This is a genomic window from Pseudomonas fitomaticsae, from assembly GCF_021018765.1.
Classification (GTDB): Bacteria; Pseudomonadota; Gammaproteobacteria; order Pseudomonadales; family Pseudomonadaceae; genus Aquipseudomonas; species Aquipseudomonas fitomaticsae.
Genome location: NZ_CP075567.1, coordinates 3,631,901 through 3,649,603 on the forward strand (window position 1 = coordinate 3,631,901; position 17,703 = coordinate 3,649,603).

A 17,703-nucleotide genomic window follows, 5' to 3' on the forward strand; every position below is an offset into this window, starting at 1 on the left:
TCAGACCGACAACAACTCGTCGATATGCCGGTAATCGGCGTCCAGTGCTGTCGCCAATTGTTTCGCGCGGCCCAGGCGAATCGGCCCGCGCTCGATATCAATCAACAGGCCCGGACACGCCAGTGCCGGTAATTCCGGGCCTTGTTTCAGGCGACCATCCGTCAGCACCAGCAGACGCTGCTGTTCAGCGGGGAAACGCTTGCGTCGCACCGCCAGCCAATGCCCGGCTTCCGTCAGCGCTGCCAACAGCGGCGTGCCGCCTCCCGCGCCCAATCCATCGAGCCACGCGCGCAACCCGCTGGAGGCCTTCAGCCCTTGCACCTGCCATTTCGGCGCGGCGCCGCTCGCGGTCAACAACGCAAGGCGCGCGCGCTGCCGGTAAGCGTCGTCGAACAGTTGCGCAAGCACGCCCTTGGCATCGCTCAAGGCTTGATGGCGACGGGTCGAGGCGGAGGCGTCGACAATCACCAGCCACAGTTCGTGGGGCGTGCGGGTGCGCAGTTGAAACAGCAGATCCGCCCGGGTTTTCGGACGGCCATTGAGCAAGGTTCCTGGCCAGTTCACCGAGCCGCTGCGAGCCGCGTGACGCTTGCCCTGGCGACCGTTATCGAGGCGTCCGGCGCGGGGTCTGGCATTCGCCCCCGCGTCGGATCGGGGGCGAATGCCTAAGGCTTTTTTTGTAGGTGTGGCGGCCAGGTCGGCACTTCGCGGCGGGCACCGGTAGCGAGGGCCGGCGCCGGCATTTCGCCCCACTGCCCCTGCCCTTCGCTGGGTTCGGCGTTAGTGCCGGACGGCGATTGCGCCGGTGGCTGTGCAGGGGAAGAAGACTGTTCGCGACGACGATGACGCAAGGCAAACTCAGCCACGGCATCAATGTCCTGCTCGGCGATGGCTTCGGCACCGCGCCACGCTGCATGGGCCCGCGCCGCACGCAGCCAGACCAGATCGGCACGCAAGCCGTCGACGCCAGCCGCGAAGCAGCGCTCGGTGATCTGCGCCAACGCCACGTCATCCAGCGGAATACCCGGTAAAACCTTGCGGGCGTTCTCGCAGCGCTGACGCAGAGCTTGCTGCTCAGCCTCCCACTGCGCACAGAACGCCTGCGGATCGCTGTCGAAATCCAGTCGACGACGAATGATTTGCCCGCGCTCGACCGGAGCCGTGTGACCGCTCAGCGCAACATTGAGGCCGAAACGATCCAGCAATTGTGGACGCAATTCCCCCTCTTCCGGGTTCATCGTGCCGATCAAAACAAACTTCGCCGAGTGCCGATGGGAAATCCCGTCACGCTCGATCAGGTTGGTGCCGCTGGCGGCCACATCAAGCAGCAGATCCACCAGATGATCCGGCAACAGATTCACTTCATCGACATACAACACGCCGCCGTCAGCCTTGGCCAACACACCGGGAGAAAACTGCGCACGACCGTCGCTCAACGCCGCGTCCAGATCCAGCGTGCCGACCAGTCGCTCTTCAGTAGCGCCCAACGGCAAGGTGACGAACTGACCACTGGCCAACAGATCCGCAAGACCCCGGGCCAGTGTCGACTTGGCCATACCGCGCGGGCCTTCGATCAGCACGCCGCCGATCTTCGGATCGATGGCTGTCAGGTACAGCGCCAGTTTCAGGTCATCGGCGCCGACCACGGCGGAGAGCGGGAAATGCGGGGTGTCGGTCATGTTCAGTCTCAGCTCTCTTCTTCTATGTCCAGCAGCAGGTTTTCCAAGGCCGCTTTGTAGGCGCCCGGTTCCTGCCACATCCCGCGCTGCTGCGCTTCGAGCATGCGCTCGGTCATGTCGCGCAAGGCGTGGGGATTATGCTCGCGCACAAAATCGCGGGTCGCCGGATCCAGCAAATACGCATCGGCCAGCAACGCATACTGGTGATCGTCGATCAGTTGCGTGGTGGCGTCGAAGGCAAACAGGTTATCGACCGTCGCCGCCAGTTCGAACGCGCCTTTATAGCCGTGGCGCTTGACCCCGTCGATCCATTTCGGATTCGCCGCCCGGGAACGGATCACCCGGTTCAGCTCTTCTTTCAACGTGCGGATCTTCGGCAGGTCCGGCTGACTGTGATCGCCGTGATAACTGACCGCCGCCTCGCCGCGCAGGCTTTCCACGGCAGCGAGCATGCCGCCCTGGAACTGGTAATAGTCGTTGGAATCGAGCAGGTCATGCTCGCGGTTGTCCTGGTTTTGCAGCACGGCCTGCACCTGGCTCAGGCGCTGGACGAATTGCTCGCGGGCGGCGGTGCCCTCATCGGAGCCACCGTAAGCATAGGCGCCCCAATTCAGGTAGACCTCGGCCAGATCCTCGCGGGTTTGCCAGAGTCGACCATCGATGGCGCCCTGCACGCCCGCGCCATAGGCACCGGGCTTGGCGCCGAAGATCCGCCAGCCGGCCTGACGTCGCGCCGCGTCTTCATCCAGACCCGATTGCCGCAACGCCTCACGTTCGGCACGCACTTTGGCGGCCAGCGGGTTGAGATCGTCCGGCTCGTCCAGCTCCGCCACCGCTTGAACGGCAGCATCGAACAGGCGGATCAGGTTGGCGAACGCGTCGCGGAAAAATCCGGAGACCCGCAGCGTGACATCGACCCGAGGCCGGTCGAGCAGGCTCAGCGGCAGAATCTCGAAATCATCGACTCGCTGACTGCCGGTGGCCCATACCGGACGCACGCCCATCAGCGCCATGGCCTGGGCGATGTCGTCACCGCCGGTGCGCATGGTCGCCGTGCCCCAGACTGAAAGGCCGAGCTGACGCAGGTGATCGCCGTGATCCTGCAGATGTCGCTCGAGAATCAGGGTTGCGGACTGGAAGCCGATTCGCCATGCAGTGGTGGTCGGCAGATTGCGCACGTCCACCGAATAGAAATTGCGCCCGGTGGGCAGCACGTCGAGGCGGCCGCGACTTGGGGCGCCGCTCGGGCCGGCCGGGACGAATCGGCCGTTCAACGCGTCGAGCAGGCCGCGCATTTCAGCCGGGCCGCAGGCGTCGAGGCGTGGGGCGATCACTTCTCGCAGGTTCTCAATGATCGCGCTGACTTCAGCCCAGTGAGGATCCTGTGGGAGCGGGCTTGTCCCCGGGCGGCGATCCGACGAAGGCGTCGTGTCAGTCAATATTTCTTTCACTGACATACCGCTTTCGCGGGCAAGCCCGCTCCCACAGTTACTGTGCAGCGTCTGCATGATCAAATGCGTTGCGAAGAGTTCAAGGCGTTCACGGGTATCCCCTGCGGTGCGCCAGACTTCATCGCTGACCGACATTAGCTCCTTTGGACGCGGGCCATTCCAAGGATCAGCCAATGCGCAATTCAGCGGATCGAACCCCAACTGAAACGCCTTGGCCAACGCCCGCAACAGACTCGACTGAGCCCCTTTGCCATCGCCGCGCGGAATCCGCAGCAACGCCAGCAAGGTATCGATGCGCAAACGCCCGGTCGGCGACTCACCGAAAATATGCAGGCCATCGCGGATCTGCGATTCCTTCAAGTCACACAGATAGGTGTCCAGACGCGGCAGCCAGATCGCCGCATCGGCATCGCTGTCGAGGGCGGCATCCAGCTGCAATTCACGATCGATCTGCGTGTCACGCACCAGTTGCAGAATGTCGCGCTGCAACTCACGGGCGCGGCGTGGATCGAGCAATTGCGCTTCGTAATACTCGTCGGCCAACAGCTCCAGATTGCGCAGCGGACCATAGGTTTCAGCGCGGGTCAGCGGCGGCATCAGGTGGTCGATGATCACCGCCTGGGTGCGACGCTTGGCCTGAGCTCCCTCGCCCGGATCGTTGACGATAAACGGATAGATATTCGGCAGCGGCCCGAGCAATGCGTCCGGCCAGCAGTTCTCCGACAGGCCCACGCCTTTGCCGGGCAGCCATTCGAGATTGCCGTGCTTGCCGACGTGAATCACGCCGTGGGCGCCGTAGGTCTGGCGCAGCCAGAAATAGAACGCGAGGTACGCGTGCGGCGGCACCAGATCCGGGTCGTGATACACCGCGCTCGGATCGACCTGATAACCCCGCGCCGGCTGAATGCCGACGAAGGTCAGGCCGAAACGCAGGCCGGCGATCATCATTCGCCCGTCTCGGCACATCGGGTCGTTGTGCGGCGTCCCCCAACGCTCCAGCACCGCCGCGCGATTGGCTTCAGGCAGCGCGTTGAACATCGTCAGGTAATCGTCCATCGCCAGGCTCTGCTGGCACGGGCGCTGATCGAGGGTATCGAGGTCGTTGCTGACGCCGCCGAGCAATTGCTGGATCAGTTCAGTGCCGCTGTCCGGCAGTTCGGCCGGCAGCGGATAACCTTCGGCCTGCAACGCCCGCAGGATATTCAGCGCGGCGGCCGGCGTGTCGAGGCCGACACCGTTGCCGATGCGTCCGTCCCGGGTCGGGTAGTTGGCGAAGATCAGGGCAATGCGCTTTTCAGCGTTCGGCACCCGCGCCAGATCGACCCAGCGGCGCGCCAGTTCGGCGACGAAATCCATGCGCTCGGGTTGGGCCCGATAACACACCACATCGGACTGACTGCGCTCGCTGCGCCAGGCCAGATCCTTGAAGCTGATCGGCCGACTGATGATCCGGCCGTCCAGCTCCGGCAATGCGATGTGCATCGCCAGATCCCGCGGACCGAGGCCCTGCTCGCTCTCGCGCCAACCGGGCTCGTTGTCCTGGGCGCAGATCGCCTGGATCACCGGAATGTTGCGACGGAATGGCCGCAGATGCGGCGCTTCCGGGCTGGACTGGGCGAAACCGGTGGTGTTCAGAATCACCGATGCCTCGACTTCATCCAGCCAGTCCTCGACCACCGACAGGCAGCCGGGCTCTTTCAAACTGGCCACGGCAACCGGCAGCGGATTGAGTCCGGCCGCCTGAAGCCGTTGGCAGAACACGTCGATAAACGCCGTGTTGGCCGCTTGCAAATGCGAGCGATAAAACAACACCGCCGCGACCGGTTGACCGGGCAGCCAATCGGCTTGCCAGTCACTCAGTGCGGCGGTGTTTTTGTTCGGGTGGTAAATCGCCGTGCGCGGCAGCGTCTGCGGCTCGCCCCACACGTAATCCCGTGCCAGCCAGCGATTGGCCAGACACCGGAAAAAGTCCAGCGCATTGCCCATGCCGCCCTGACGCAAAAACTGCCAGAGCCGGTCTCGATCCTCGGCGCACACGGTGCTCAAGTCGCTGAGCTCCGGGTCGGGACGGTCATCGCCCGGCACCAGAATCACCTGCACGCCACGCTCGGACAACTCGACCAGCCGCTCGACGCCATAACGCCAATAAGCGATGCCGCCATGCAGCGAAGTCAGAATGACCTTGGCGTGGCGCAACACTTCATCGACGTACAGGTCGACCGACGCATGGTTCTGCACCTGCATCGGGTTGGCCAGCCGCACGCTCGGGTAATCCTCGGGCAGTTGCTGCGCCGCTTCGGCGAGCAGTGCGAGGCTGGAATCGCCGCTGCACAGGATCACTAGCTCGGCGGGGGTTTGTCCAAGGTCGGCAATGTTGTCATCCGACACGAAACCGCCGGGCTGGGTCCTGAGCAGGTGCATGGCTTAAACGCTGAGCGCAGCGCGCAGTTGCGCTTCGAGCTGGGCGGCGTCCAATTCCTGACCGATCAACACCAGACGCGTCACGCGTGCCTCATCGGCGCCCCACTGACGGTCGAAGTGCTTGTCGAAACGCGTACCGACGCCCTGAATCAGCAAACGCATCGGCTTGTTCGGGATCGCCGCGAAACCTTTGACCCGCAAGATGCCGTGCTGAACCACCAGTTGCGTCAGCGCGTCGAGCAGCAGGCTTTCGTCAGCTTGCGGCAGTTCGATAGAGATCGAATCGAAAGCGTCGTGATCGTGGTCGTCGTGATCGTCATCGCCTTCACCGTGATGGTGATCGTGATGGCTGTGGCGACTGTCGATGTGTTCTTCGGAACCGGCGCCGAGGCCGATCAGCACGTCCAGCGGCAGACGACCGTTGCTGGCTTCGATGATTTTCACTGCTGGCGGCAGCTCTTCGGCGACCTCGAGACGGACGCGCGCGAGGTCTTCAGGGCTGGTCTGGTCGGCCTTGTTGAGGATTACCAGGTCGGCGCTGGCCAGTTGGTCGGCGAACAGTTCGTGCAGCGGCGATTCGTGGTCCAGGTTCGGGTCGAGTTTGCGCTGGGCATCGACCTGATCCGGGAACGCGGCGAAGGTGCCGGCGGCCACGGCCGGGCTGTCGACCACGGTGATCACCGCGTCAACGGTGCAGGCGCTGCGGATTTCCGGCCACTGGAAGGCTTGCACCAGCGGTTTTGGCAGGGCCAGGCCCGAGGTTTCGATCAGGATATGGTCGAGGTCGCCGCGACGGGCCACCAGTTCGCGCATCACCGGGAAGAACTCTTCCTGAACCGTGCAGCACAGGCAGCCGTTGGCCAGTTCGTAGACGCGGCCGGTGGCTTCTTCTTCGGTGCAGCCGATGGTGCATTGCTTGAGGATTTCACCGTCGATGCCCAGCTCGCCAAACTCGTTGACGATCACCGCGATGCGGCGGCCCTGAGCATTGTCGAGCATGTGCCGCAGCAAGGTGGTTTTGCCCGAGCCGAGGAAACCGGTGACGATGGTGACGGGGAGTTTGGCCAGTGTTTTCATCGGATGCCCTTTGGCAAGGTGGCGGGCATACGGGACGAGACCGGCAACGCGGGTGCGTGCCTGGAGAGTTCGCCACCGGATCACCCCGCCCGGTTGAAAGTGAGAATCTGTGACGAGGCAGGTCTCCTGGCTGACGGTGTTCGGGCCTTGGCCCGGTATTCGCTGCGCCTTCCCGCTGGCTCTGGATTGAGTTGGCAGTGGCGTGGCAGCGAACAGCACCGTTCACAGTTGCGGGGGCAGCCGCGGCTTGGACCGCGTTCCCTTCTTAGCTTCGGCGTGGGCCGAAGAACCTCGAAAGCGCAAGGCTACGCAGGGTGTGGGGGCAGGTCAATCTCTACCAGGCGATCCAGGTGAGAACCCTTGCCAATTGACGCGAATCACCCGCCCATGGTCTCCTACACAACTTGTTACGGGTGCCCTTCACAGGGTGAAACGGGAAACCGGTGAATCATGTGCTTTACTCTAAAGCCATGTCAGTCCGGTGCTGCCCCCGCAACGGTAAGCGAGCGAAGCGTCAGATCCACTGTGCCCACAGGCATGGGAAGGTGACGCTTGCAGGTCGGCAGACAGCCACCCCTCGTGAGCCCGGAGACCGGCCCGCCACACACAGTGCGCGACATCGCCACTGAACCTGACAAACCCGCGGTGGGCGGGCGCTGTTCGAACCTCTGCGTGCCCGGCCGCAGGGGTTTTCATGCGCTCTATTCACCCGCTGACACTCCAGAGGGAAGCGCCATGTCGATCATCAGCAGCACCGGCAGCAATTCGGACAAGATCTCCAGCACCACCACCCTTAGCCAACGCCTGACCGCCGCCGTCTGCGCGTCGATCCTCGGTGCGTGCCTCGTGTATTTCGCCGGTTTCTCGCACATCGAAGCGGTGCACAACGCCGCCCACGATACCCGCCACAGCGCCGCGTTCCCGTGCCACTGAGACCTGACGACATGATCAAGCGTATTGCGCAGACCGCAGGTTTCACCGGCCTTCTGGCCGCCCTGCTCCTGACGTTGCTGCAAAGCTTCTGGGTTTCGCCGCTGATTCTGCAGGCCGAGACATTCGAGAAAGCCGAGCCGGTTGCCGAAGTTCACGAACACGCCGCCGGCACCGCCGCCCACACCCACGATGCCGAAGCCTGGGAGCCGGAAGACGGCTGGCAGCGCGTGGTCTCCACCACTGGCGGCAATCTGGTGGTTGCCGTGGGTTTTGCCCTGATGCTGGCGGGTCTGTACACCCTGCGTGCGCCGACCAAAACCTCGCAAGGCCTGCTCTGGGGTCTGGCCGGTTACGCGACCTTCGTGCTCGCCCCGACCATGGGCCTGCCGCCTGAACTGCCAGGCACTGCCGCCGCGGATCTGGCTTCGCGGCAGATGTGGTGGATCGGCACTGCGGCCTCCACCGCTGTCGGCCTTGCCTTGATCGCGTTCAGCCGTCACTGGCTGATGAAGATCCTCGGCGTGGCGATCCTTGCCGTACCGCACGTGATCGGCGCGCCGCAACCGGAAGTGCATTCGATGCTCGCCCCGGAAGCCCTCGAAGCCCAGTTCAAAATCGCTTCGCAGCTGACCAACGTGGTGTTCTGGCTGGCCCTGGGCCTGATCAGCGCCTGGTTGTTCCGCCGCAAAAGCGAAGGTCAGTACCACGCATGACCGATGACAGCGCAGCGCCGACCTTCGTGGTCGGCCTGGGCTGCCAGCGCGGCTGCCCGGCCAGCACGCTGCGCGCATTGCTTGACCAGGCGTTACAGGCGCATCGAATTGACCTTGATAAGGTCAAGGCTTTGGCCAGCATCGACCTCAAGCGCGACGAACCCGGCTTGCAGGAACTCGCCGCCCAACTGGCGCTGCCGTTGCTGTACTTCAGCAGCGAAGAACTGGCCAGTTATCAGCAACGTTTGAGTCACCATTCACAGATCGCCTTCGAACGCACCGGTTGCTACGGCGTGGCGGAAAGTGCTGCTCTGGCACTCGCCGAACAGTTGATCAGTGGCCCGGCAAAACTGCTGATTTCCCGGCAAAAGTACGCTCAGGCAACTCTGGCATTGGCCGGCGCGGCGTAAATTCCCGATAATCCCCGCTTTCGATCATGAGCATTCTTCATCTGAAGCGCTTGCGAAGCACCGCCCTGCCCCTTTTTTACAGGATCCAACGATGACCGTTTACTTCATCGGCGCCGGCCCCGGCGACCCGGAATTGATCACTGTCAAAGGCCAGCGGCTGATCCGCAGTTGCCCGGTGATCATCTACGCAGGTTCGCTGGTGCCGACGGCGGTACTGGAAGGTCATTGCGCTGAAACCGTGGTCAACAGCGCCGAGCTGCACCTGGAACAGATCATCGATCTGATCAAGACCGCCCACGCCAAGGGCGAGGATGTGGCGCGGGTGCATTCGGGGGATCCGAGTCTGTATGGCGCCATTGGCGAGCAGATTCGTTATCTACGCGAGTTGGATATTCCGTTCGAGATCATCCCCGGCGTGACCGCCACCGCCGCGTGCGCCGCGCTGTTGGGCGCCGAACTGACCCTGCCGGACATCTCGCAAAGCGTGATCCTGACCCGTTATGCCGACAAGACCGCGATGCCTGTCGGCGAAGAGCTAGGCAATCTGGCGCAGCACGGGGCGACCATGGCGATTCATCTGGGGGTCAATCATCTGGAGAAGATCCTGGCCGAACTGCTGCCGCATTACGGCGCAGATTGCCCGATCGCGGTGATTCACCGGGCGACGTGGCCGGATCAGGACTGGGTGGTCGGGACGCTTGAGGATATTGCCGGGAAGGTGGCGGCCAAGGGGTTTCGGCGTACGGCGTTGATTCTGGTTGGGCGGGTGTTGGGCAGCGATCATTTCAGTGAATCGTCGCTGTACCGCGCGGGGCACGCACATCTTTACCGCCCATGACGGCCCTTTCGCGAGCAAGCCCGCTCCCACACTTGATCGCATTCCAAATGTGGGAGCGGGCTTGCTCGCGAAGGCGTCATTGAATCTCACGCATAAAAAAACGGCGCTCACGGGGCGCCGTTTTTCATGCCGCAGCGAACACCTTAGTAGTAGGCGTTTTCTTTCTGCGTGTGGTCGGTCACGTCGCGAACGCCCTTGAGCTCCGGAATGCGTTCGAGCAGGGTGCGCTCGATGCCTTCCTTCAGTGTCACGTCCGCCTGGCCGCAGCCCTGGCAACCGCCGCCGAACTGCAACACGGCAATGCCGTCTTCAACCACATCGATCAGGCTGACCTGACCGCCGTGGCTGGCCAGCCCCGGGTTGATTTCGGTTTGCAGGTAGTAGTTGATGCGCTCGTTGATCGGGCTGTCGGCGTTGACCATCGGGACTTTGGCGTTTGGCGCCTTGATGGTCAGCTGGCCGCCCATGCGGTCGGTGGCGTAGTCGACGACGGCATCATCGAGGAACGCTTCGCTGAACGAGTCGATGTAAGCGGTGAAGCTTTTCAGCCCCAGCGCCGTGTCTTCAGGTTTTTCTTCGCCCGGCTTGCAGTAGGCAATGCAGGTTTCGGCGTACTGGGTGCCAGGCTGGGTGATGAAAACGCGGATGCCGATGCCCGGGGTGTTCTGCTTGGAGAGCAGATCGGCCAGGTAATCATGGGCGGCGTCGGTAATGGTAATAGCGGTCATGGAGACTCCTCGCAGGCTTGAGGCGGAGTTTACGCCAATCGGCGCGCGGCACAAAGTCCTAGTATTTACGTAGGAATAGTTCGCAAATCGGCTAGGCGCCAGGTTCGCCGTCAATCCGCGCTTTAAGCCATTGATAACTGCGCTTTTCGACCCATTCGTAGCTCAGCCACGAACCGATAGCGATGGCCAGCGCACAGACGACAAACATCAAATACGGGTTGATCCCGTAGCGTCGGGCCAGATAACCACCGGCCGACAGCACCAGCACGTGCATCAGATACACCGAGTAGGAGCAGTCGCCCAGCATCTTGAGCAGCCTGTTGCGTTCGACATGCCGCTCCAGCGCCATGCTGGCCATGACCAGCACCGCACTGGGCACGCCCCAGTTCAGCAATCGGGGTTCCGGCGGCAGGTGATAGATTGCCAGCAACGCCGCACCGATCCCCAATAAGGGCAGCCAGAGCGCCGGCCCGATCCATCCCCGACGGTAAAGCATGCCGATGCCAATCCCCAGCAGAAACTCATAAACGATGTCCGAGCGATAGAACTCGCTGACCCAGCCAAACCCGGTCCAGGCCTGGCACACCGCAAACAGCAGTGCCGCAACCACCAGCAAGCGGACTTGCAGCCGGAACAACAGCGCCCAGGCGAACAGCACATAGAACAGCATTTCGTAATTCAGGGTCCAGCCGACATTCAGGGTCGGATAGATCCCGTAGCCGCCGGGATTTTCGGTCGGGATAAACAGCAGCGACAGCAGCAGATGACTCCAGTCCACTGCCTGATCCGGCAGCAACGGCCGGGCGAACACCACCAGCAACGCCATCAGCACGGTGTAGAGCCAATACGCCGGAACAATACGAAACAGCCGATACAACAAAAACCGTGCTGGCGGCAGCGCCTTGCCTTCGGTGGACAGGAAAATCACCAGCCCGCTGATCACGAAAAAGATATCGACGCCCACGGCGCCCTTGTCGATGAACAGCTGCCCTATCGGCCCGCGCGCCTCGAAGTCGAAGAAAATCTGCATGAAGTGATGGCAGACCACCGCCCACGCGGCGAGCGCTCGCAGGGCCTGCACTGAAATCAACATTGCCCACTCCCGTCACTCTTTGTGAACCACCACTGAACTCTGTGGGAGCGGCGGTGCGACGACTCGACTTGCCCGCGATGGCGGAGTGTCAGGCCACTTAAATGCCGGATGGACCGCCCTCATCGCTGGCAAGCCAGCTCCCACAGGAACTTTGTGTCTAGTCAGAAATTGGGACAGCAGGCTCGCGTCAAACGATCAAAGATTCTCGTACCGGTTCATATCCAGCACGCCCTCTTCCACCGGGTCGGTTTCGTGGATGTACTGGCTCAAATCATGGAAATAGAACCAGAACTGCGGATGGCTGCGGCGGATACCCCAACGTTCGACGATTTTCTCGAACTGCGCCGCATCCTTGGCACTTTCCATGGCATCGACAAACGCCGGCACCTGATCCGCCGGGACGTTGAACATGAAATTCGGGTAGCTGCTGAGCACGCCCGGATAGATCGTCAGCGTGTCCAGCCCCGGCTGATAGCGCAGCGATTCGCCGAGCAGGAACGCCACATTGCTGTGGGCGCGGTTGCGCAACAGGCTGTAGACCTCGCGTTTGCCGCTGCGGGTTTCGACCCGCAGCATGGTCGCTTCCGGCAATTGATCGATCACTTTCAGGCCGGCGGCCGGGCGCGAAGTCAGGCGACTGAGGGCCTGTTCGGCGTCTTGCAGCGCCGGATCAATGTTCGGGCGCGAGCAATAGGCGTCTTCGCAGCGGTTGATCGGATCCGGACGCGCGTTGAGATCGCCGTAGCGCGCCAGCAATTGCAGGGCGAAATCGCGTTTCGGGTCTTTCTCGTCGAGTTTCAGCGCGGTCGGCTTGTCGTCATCGATGGCTTCGTAATCGAGCCACATCTTGAACTGGCCGCTGCTCTGGTACCAATCGTCGAGGAAACCCTCGCGGGAATCGGCAGGCATCAGACGCAGGAAGTTCTGCTCGGCGCCGTTGCGGATCAGGTCGAAATACAAGCGCGTTTGCGCCTGATGGGAGACGTTGCCGAACACATCGAAATTCACCGCCAACTGATAATAGGTGCGCTCCAGCAGCGGATAGTCGAACAGCCACATGGTTTGCGGCACTTCGCCGATCAGGCCCTTGGTCACCGAGGCGCTGTCGAAGTGACGGAAGATGCTGAGCAAGGCGTTGTCGTTGCCGGCCCACAGGGTCGACCAGCTCGGCGCCGGCAGGTCGGCGTAGCTGTCACGGCGCAAGGCTTCGTATTTGTTTCGCTTGTTGCGGTAGTTGTGCCACAGGCTCAGGACGCTGCCGACGTCGTCGTTCTGCCCCGGCATGGCCAGCAATGGCGTGGCCTGGCCGCGATAGTTCGGGTCGGTGATGTACAGATCGTGTTCCGGCGCCTGGAACAGTGCCCAGAAGTTGTCGCGGATCACGTCGGTCGCGATCTGCCCACGGCACACCGGGCCGCGAATGAAGGTACGAACGAAGTATTCGGCGTTATCGAGCATGAACTGATAACGCGCCTGCGCCGGGATCGCCTCGAAGGTCGCGAACGGGTTGGCCCGGCTCTGCGGCCCGTAGCCCGGCAAGGCGTTGACCTGCCAGTGGCCGTTGTAGAACAGGCTTTTGACCCGCGCCATCTTCGCCGCGCTCAGCGGATAGGTGATGTGGGTCTTGTGCACGATCACGCCCTGCACCGGCCACAGGCGGTAGTAGACCTGAGTGCCCGGATCGTCGTTCGGGCGACGCGTGGCGATCAGATCGATCGGCTGGCCCGTCGGCGTGCGCGAACGCACCCACTGGAAGTAATGCCCCGGCTCGCCGTCCTTGAAATAGATGTGCGCGAGGAACCAGTGCTCGTACAGCCAGCGCCCGACCAGGCTTTCCCGCGCGCCGGGCTGGTTGAGCAGGTTTTCCCACTGGACGATCTGCAGCGCCTCCTTGGTGCTCGGCGCCAGGCCTTGCTCGTCGATAGGTGCGCCGGACGCCAGCCAACGTTGCAGCGTCTGGTATTGCTGATCGGTCAGGCCAGTCACCGCCAGCGGCATGCCCTCTTTCGGGTGGGCGCCGGCATAACCGTCGAATTCGGCGGGCATTGCGCACAGATTCTCGCGGTTGAGGCCCAGCACGATGTCTTCCGGCAGTTTGGCGTTGGGAGTCAGCGGCGTTTTGTGTCCCAGCTCCAGCATGCGCGCCATCAGTGCCGCCTGACTGCCCTGGGCGTCGAGCACCGAATAGAAGTCTTTCTGCTGCCAGGCCCGTTTGCCGAAGGCGTCATAGAACAGCCGGGTGGTCGGCGCCGCCTGGGTGCGTTCGCCATCGTAGACCGGCATCTTGCTCGCGCCACGGGCCGCCCCTTCGCCGCTGCCCAGGTTCAACTGACAGGCAGAGTCGTAGCACGCATGGCAGGCCACACACTTTTCGGTGAAGATTGGCTGGATGTCTCGGGTGTAGGAAATAGAAGAAGAAACAGCGGGACTTTGCGCCGCCGCGCCAAAGCTAAAAAACAGCAATGCAATGCTGATGACGCGGTACGACATGTCCCTGATCCTGATCCTGAAGAAAAAACGCCGCGATTCTACCGTTATGACGCCCGTACCAACATGAACGATATTCATGCAAAAGCGCCACATGCTCTAAATCCGCACAGGTTTGTTATGATCCCGCTCCTTCGTCATGGTCTTTTCGAGTAGTCCCAATGTCCGATCGCAGCGTCCGTCTTCAAGCTCTCAAGCAAGCTCTCAAAGAGCGCATCCTGATTCTCGACGGCGGTATGGGCACGATGATCCAGAGCTACAAGCTCGAAGAGCAGGATTATCGCGGCAAACGCTTCGCCGACTGGCCGAGCGACGTCAAGGGCAACAACGACCTCTTGGTCATCACCCGTCCTGATGTTATCGGCGGTATCGAAAAAGCTTATCTGGATGCCGGTGCCGACATCCTGGAAACCAACACCTTCAACGCCACCCGCATTTCCATGGCCGACTACGGCATGGAAGAGCTGGCCTACGAACTCAACGTAGAAGGCGCACGACTGGCGCGCAAGGTGGCCGACGCCAAGACCGCCGAGAACCCGGACAAGCCGCGTTTCGTCGCCGGCGTGCTCGGTCCTACGAGTCGCACCTGCTCACTGTCGCCGGACGTCAACAACCCGGGCTATCGCAACGTCACCTTCGATGAACTGGTGGAGAACTACACCGAGGCCACCAAAGGCCTGATCGAGGGCGGCGCCGACCTGATCCTGATCGAAACCATCTTCGACACCCTCAACGCCAAAGCCGCGATCTTCGCCGTGCAAGGTGTGTTCGAGGAGCTGGGCTTCGAGTTGCCGATCATGATTTCCGGCACCATCACCGACGCCTCCGGCCGTACCCTGTCGGGCCAGACCACCGAAGCGTTCTGGAACTCCGTGGCCCACGCCAAACCGATTTCGGTCGGCCTGAACTGCGCCCTCGGTGCCCGCGAACTGCGTCCGTACCTGGAAGAACTGTCGGACAAGGCCAGCACCCACGTTTCGGCGCACCCGAACGCCGGCCTGCCGAACGAATTCGGCGAGTACGACGAACTGCCGGTGGACACCGCCAAGGTCATCGAAGAATTCGCCCAGAGCGGTTTCCTCAACATCGTCGGCGGTTGCTGCGGCACCACGCCGGGCCACATCGAAGCCATCGCCAAAGCCGTCGCCGGTTATGCGCCGCGGCAGATTCCGGACATTCCCAAGGCCTGCCGCCTGTCGGGTCTGGAACCGTTCACCATTGATCGCAGCTCGTTGTTCGTCAACGTCGGCGAGCGGACCAACATCACCGGTTCCGCGAAATTTGCCCGCCTGATCCGTGAAGACAACTACACCGAAGCCCTGGAAGTCGCCCTGCAGCAGGTCGAGGCCGGCGCCCAGGTGATCGACATCAACATGGACGAAGGGATGCTCGATTCGAAGAAGGCCATGGTGACCTTCCTCAATCTGATTGCCGGTGAGCCGGACATCTCCCGCGTACCAATCATGATCGACTCCTCGAAGTGGGAAGTGATCGAAGCCGGCCTCAAGTGCATTCAGGGCAAGGGCATCGTCAACTCGATCAGCATGAAAGAAGGCGTCGAGCAGTTCATCCACCACGCCAAACTGTGCAAGCGCTACGGCGCCGCCGTGGTGGTGATGGCGTTCGACGAAGCCGGCCAGGCCGACACCGAAGCGCGCAAGAAAGAAATCTGCAAACGCTCCTACGACATTCTGGTCAACGAAGTCGGCTTCCCGCCGGAAGACATCATCTTCGACCCGAACATCTTCGCCGTGGCCACCGGTATCGAAGAACACAACAACTACGCTGTGGACTTCATCAACGCCTGTGCCTACATCCGTGACGAACTGCCGTATGCCCTGAGCTCCGGCGGCGTGTCCAACGTGTCGTTCTCGTTCCGTGGCAACAACCCGGTGCGCGAGGCGATCCACTCGGTATTCCTGCTGTACGCGATCCGCGCCGGCCTGACCATGGGCATCGTCAACGCCGGTCAGCTGGAGATCTACGACCAGATCCCGCAGGAACTGCGCGACGCCGTTGAGGACGTGATCCTCAACCGCACGCCCGAAGGCACCGACGCCCTCCTCGCCATCGCCGACAAGTACAAGGGCGACGGCAGCGTCAAGGAAGCCGAGACCGAAGAATGGCGCGGCTGGGACGTCAACAAGCGTCTGGAGCATGCGCTGGTCAAGGGCATCACCACCCACATCGTCGAAGACACCGAAGAGTCTCGTCAGTCCTTCGCCCGTCCGATCGAAGTAATCGAAGGCCCGCTGATGTCCGGCATGAACATCGTCGGTGACCTGTTCGGTGCCGGCAAAATGTTCCTGCCGCAGGTGGTGAAATCCGCCCGCGTGATGAAGCAGGCCGTGGCCCACTTGATCCCGTTCATCGAACTGGAAAAAGGCGACAAGCCGGAAGCCAAGGGCAAGATCCTGATGGCCACCGTGAAAGGCGACGTGCACGACATCGGCAAGAACATCGTCGGCGTGGTGCTGGGTTGCAACGGCTATGACATCGTCGACCTCGGCGTGATGGTGCCGGCAGAGAAAATCCTGCAAGTGGCCAAGGAGCAGAAGTGCGACATCATCGGCCTGTCCGGCCTGATCACTCCGTCGCTGGATGAAATGGTCCACGTGGCCCGCGAGATGCAGCGTCAGGACTTCCACCTGCCGTTGATGATCGGCGGCGCGACCACCTCCAAGGCGCACACGGCGGTGAAGATCGAGCCCAAGTACAGCAACGACGCGGTGGTCTATGTGACCGACGCCTCCCGAGCCGTGGGCGTGGCGACGCAGTTGCTGTCCAAGGAACTGAAGGCCGGTTTCGTCGAGAAGACCCGCGAAGAATACATTGACGTGCGCGAACGCACCGCCAACCGCAGCGCCCGCACCGAGCGCCTGAGCTATGCCGCTTCGATCGCGAAAAAACCGCAATTCGACTGGGCCACTTACACCCCGGTCAAACCTACCTTCACCGGTACCCGCGTGCTGGACAACATCGACCTCAACGTCCTGGCCGAATACATCGACTGGACGCCGTTCTTCATCTCCTGGGACCTGGCCGGCAAGTTCCCGCGCATCCTCGAAGACGAAGTGGTCGGCGAAGCGGCGACCTCGCTGTACAAGGACGCCCGCGAGATGCTGACCAAGCTGATCGACGAGAAGCTGATCAGCGCCCGTGCGGTGTTCGGCTTCTGGCCAGCCAATCAGGTGCACGACGACGATATCGAGCTGTACGGCGATGACGGCAAGCCAATGGCCCGCCTGCATCACCTGCGCCAGCAGATCATCAAGACTGACGGCAAGCCGAACTTCTCCCTGGCCGACTTCGTCGCGCCGAAGGACAGCGAAGTGACCGACTACGTCGGTGGTTTCATCACCACCGCCGGGATCGGCGCCGAAGAAGTGGCCAAGGCTTATCAGGACGCTGGCGACGACTACAACTCGATCATGGTCAAGGCTCTCGCCGACCGTCTGGCCGAAGCCTGCGCCGAGTGGCTGCACCAGCAGGTGCGTAAAGAGCACTGGGGTTACGCCAAGGATGAAGCCCTCGACAACGAGGCGCTGATCAAAGAGCAGTACTCCGGCATCCGCCCGGCTCCGGGCTACCCGGCATGCCCGGATCACACCGAGAAGGCCACCCTGTTCGCCCTGCTCGACCCTGAAGCCCAGGAAATGCGCGCCGGTCGCAGCGGCGTGTTCCTCACCGAGCACTACGCGATGTTCCCGGCGGCAGCGGTCAGCGGCTGGTACTTCGCCCATCCGCAGGCGCAGTACTTCGCCGTGGGCAAGATCGACAAGGACCAGGTGCAGAGCTACACCTCGCGCAAAGGCCAGGAACTGAGCCTGACCGAGCGCTGGCTGGCGCCGAACCTGGGTTACGACAACTGAG

The 17,703-nt window shown here is 62.3% G+C and carries 12 protein-coding genes and 2 riboswitches; of the genes, 5 read left to right on the top strand and 7 right to left on the bottom strand.

Translation table 11 applies throughout. From position 1 onward, the window contains the following. The 4 genes from KJY40_RS16255 to cobW form a co-directional block, all read right to left on the bottom strand. On the bottom strand, positions 1-564 hold the full coding sequence (locus KJY40_RS16255; RefSeq protein ID WP_321576973.1) for a vWA domain-containing protein: 564 nt from the start codon (positions 562-564) through the stop codon (positions 1-3). A 101-nt stretch (positions 565-665) separates the two neighbouring features. After that, a complete protein-coding gene (locus tag KJY40_RS16260) occupies positions 666-1,679 on the bottom strand; it encodes an ATP-binding protein (RefSeq protein WP_230731165.1) in 1,014 nt (337 codons plus the stop codon). An 8-nt stretch (positions 1,680-1,687) separates the two neighbouring features. Then, positions 1,688-5,551 carry a cobaltochelatase subunit CobN gene (cobN, locus tag KJY40_RS16265; protein ID WP_230731166.1) on the bottom strand — a complete coding sequence of 1,288 codons (3,864 nt, stop codon included), beginning with the start codon at positions 5,549-5,551 and terminating at the stop codon, positions 1,688-1,690. Positions 5,552-5,554: 3 nt separating this feature from the next. Continuing rightward, positions 5,555-6,628 carry a cobalamin biosynthesis protein CobW gene (gene cobW, locus KJY40_RS16270; protein WP_064597024.1) on the bottom strand — a complete coding sequence of 358 codons (1,074 nt, stop codon included), beginning with the start codon at positions 6,626-6,628 and terminating at the stop codon, positions 5,555-5,557. Between the two features lie 99 nt (positions 6,629-6,727). Beyond that, positions 6,728-6,937, bottom strand: a riboswitch (cobalamin riboswitch). A gap of 85 nt (positions 6,938-7,022) precedes the next feature. Further along, a riboswitch (cobalamin riboswitch) is annotated at positions 7,023-7,243 on the top strand. A gap of 120 nt (positions 7,244-7,363) precedes the next feature. Between cobW and KJY40_RS16275 the strand changes: the two genes are divergently transcribed. From KJY40_RS16275 to cobM, 4 genes are all read left to right on the top strand, one after another. Continuing rightward, positions 7,364-7,561, top strand: coding sequence for a CbtB domain-containing protein (locus KJY40_RS16275; protein WP_007959524.1), 198 nt, complete (start codon positions 7,364-7,366; stop codon positions 7,559-7,561). Between the two features lie 11 nt (positions 7,562-7,572). After that, positions 7,573-8,274 (top strand): CbtA family protein, encoded by a 702-nt coding sequence (locus KJY40_RS16280; protein WP_230731167.1) that lies wholly within the window; start codon positions 7,573-7,575, stop codon positions 8,272-8,274. After that, the gene (locus KJY40_RS16285; RefSeq protein ID WP_230731168.1) at positions 8,271-8,684 is read left to right on the top strand and encodes a cobalamin biosynthesis protein; all 414 of its coding nucleotides are present in this window, start codon (positions 8,271-8,273) and stop codon (positions 8,682-8,684) included. The genes KJY40_RS16280 and KJY40_RS16285 overlap by 4 nt, the downstream gene beginning before the upstream one ends. A gap of 91 nt (positions 8,685-8,775) precedes the next feature. After that, complete coding sequence (cobM, locus tag KJY40_RS16290; RefSeq protein ID WP_230731169.1) at positions 8,776-9,522, top strand: precorrin-4 C(11)-methyltransferase; 747 nt, start codon at positions 8,776-8,778, stop codon at positions 9,520-9,522. A 143-nt stretch (positions 9,523-9,665) separates the two neighbouring features. Here cobM and nfuA read toward each other — a convergent pair whose 3' ends face one another. The 3 genes from nfuA to KJY40_RS16305 all read right to left on the bottom strand — a co-directional run bounded on the left by nfuA (position 9,666) and on the right by KJY40_RS16305 (position 13,833). Beyond that, positions 9,666-10,250: a Fe-S biogenesis protein NfuA gene (gene nfuA / locus KJY40_RS16295; RefSeq protein ID WP_007959519.1), complete on the bottom strand. Its 585-nt coding sequence runs from the start codon at positions 10,248-10,250 to the stop codon at positions 9,666-9,668. A 91-nt stretch (positions 10,251-10,341) separates the two neighbouring features. Further along, positions 10,342-11,343, bottom strand: coding sequence for an acyltransferase family protein (locus KJY40_RS16300; RefSeq protein ID WP_230731170.1), 1,002 nt, complete (start codon positions 11,341-11,343; stop codon positions 10,342-10,344). Positions 11,344-11,538: 195 nt separating this feature from the next. Next, a complete protein-coding gene (locus KJY40_RS16305) occupies positions 11,539-13,833 on the bottom strand; it encodes a fatty acid cis/trans isomerase (protein ID WP_230731172.1) in 2,295 nt (764 codons plus the stop codon). A gap of 158 nt (positions 13,834-13,991) precedes the next feature. Here KJY40_RS16305 and metH point away from each other — a divergent pair, with 158 nt between their 5' ends. Further along, complete coding sequence (metH, locus tag KJY40_RS16310) at positions 13,992-17,702, top strand: methionine synthase (RefSeq protein ID WP_230731174.1); 3,711 nt, start codon at positions 13,992-13,994, stop codon at positions 17,700-17,702. Position 17,703: the final 1 nt, after the last annotated feature.

Coding starts and splice junctions, on each gene's coding strand:
- KJY40_RS16260 (WP_230731165.1), bottom strand. CDS start 1,679: ATGACCGACACCCCGCATTTCCCGCTCTCCGCCGTGGTCGGCGCCGAT.
- cobN (WP_230731166.1), bottom strand. CDS start 5,551: ATGCACCTGCTCAGGACCCAGCCCGGCGGTTTCGTGTCGGATGACAAC.
- cobW (WP_064597024.1), bottom strand. CDS start 6,628: ATGAAAACACTGGCCAAACTCCCCGTCACCATCGTCACCGGTTTCCTC.
- KJY40_RS16275 (WP_007959524.1), top strand. CDS start 7,364: ATGTCGATCATCAGCAGCACCGGCAGCAATTCGGACAAGATCTCCAGC.
- KJY40_RS16280 (WP_230731167.1), top strand. CDS start 7,573: ATGATCAAGCGTATTGCGCAGACCGCAGGTTTCACCGGCCTTCTGGCC.
- KJY40_RS16285 (WP_230731168.1), top strand. CDS start 8,271: ATGACCGATGACAGCGCAGCGCCGACCTTCGTGGTCGGCCTGGGCTGC.
- cobM (WP_230731169.1), top strand. CDS start 8,776: ATGACCGTTTACTTCATCGGCGCCGGCCCCGGCGACCCGGAATTGATC.
- nfuA (WP_007959519.1), bottom strand. CDS start 10,250: ATGACCGCTATTACCATTACCGACGCCGCCCATGATTACCTGGCCGAT.
- KJY40_RS16300 (WP_230731170.1), bottom strand. CDS start 11,343: ATGTTGATTTCAGTGCAGGCCCTGCGAGCGCTCGCCGCGTGGGCGGTG.
- KJY40_RS16305 (WP_230731172.1), bottom strand. CDS start 13,833: ATGTCGTACCGCGTCATCAGCATTGCATTGCTGTTTTTTAGCTTTGGC.
- metH (WP_230731174.1), top strand. CDS start 13,992: ATGTCCGATCGCAGCGTCCGTCTTCAAGCTCTCAAGCAAGCTCTCAAA.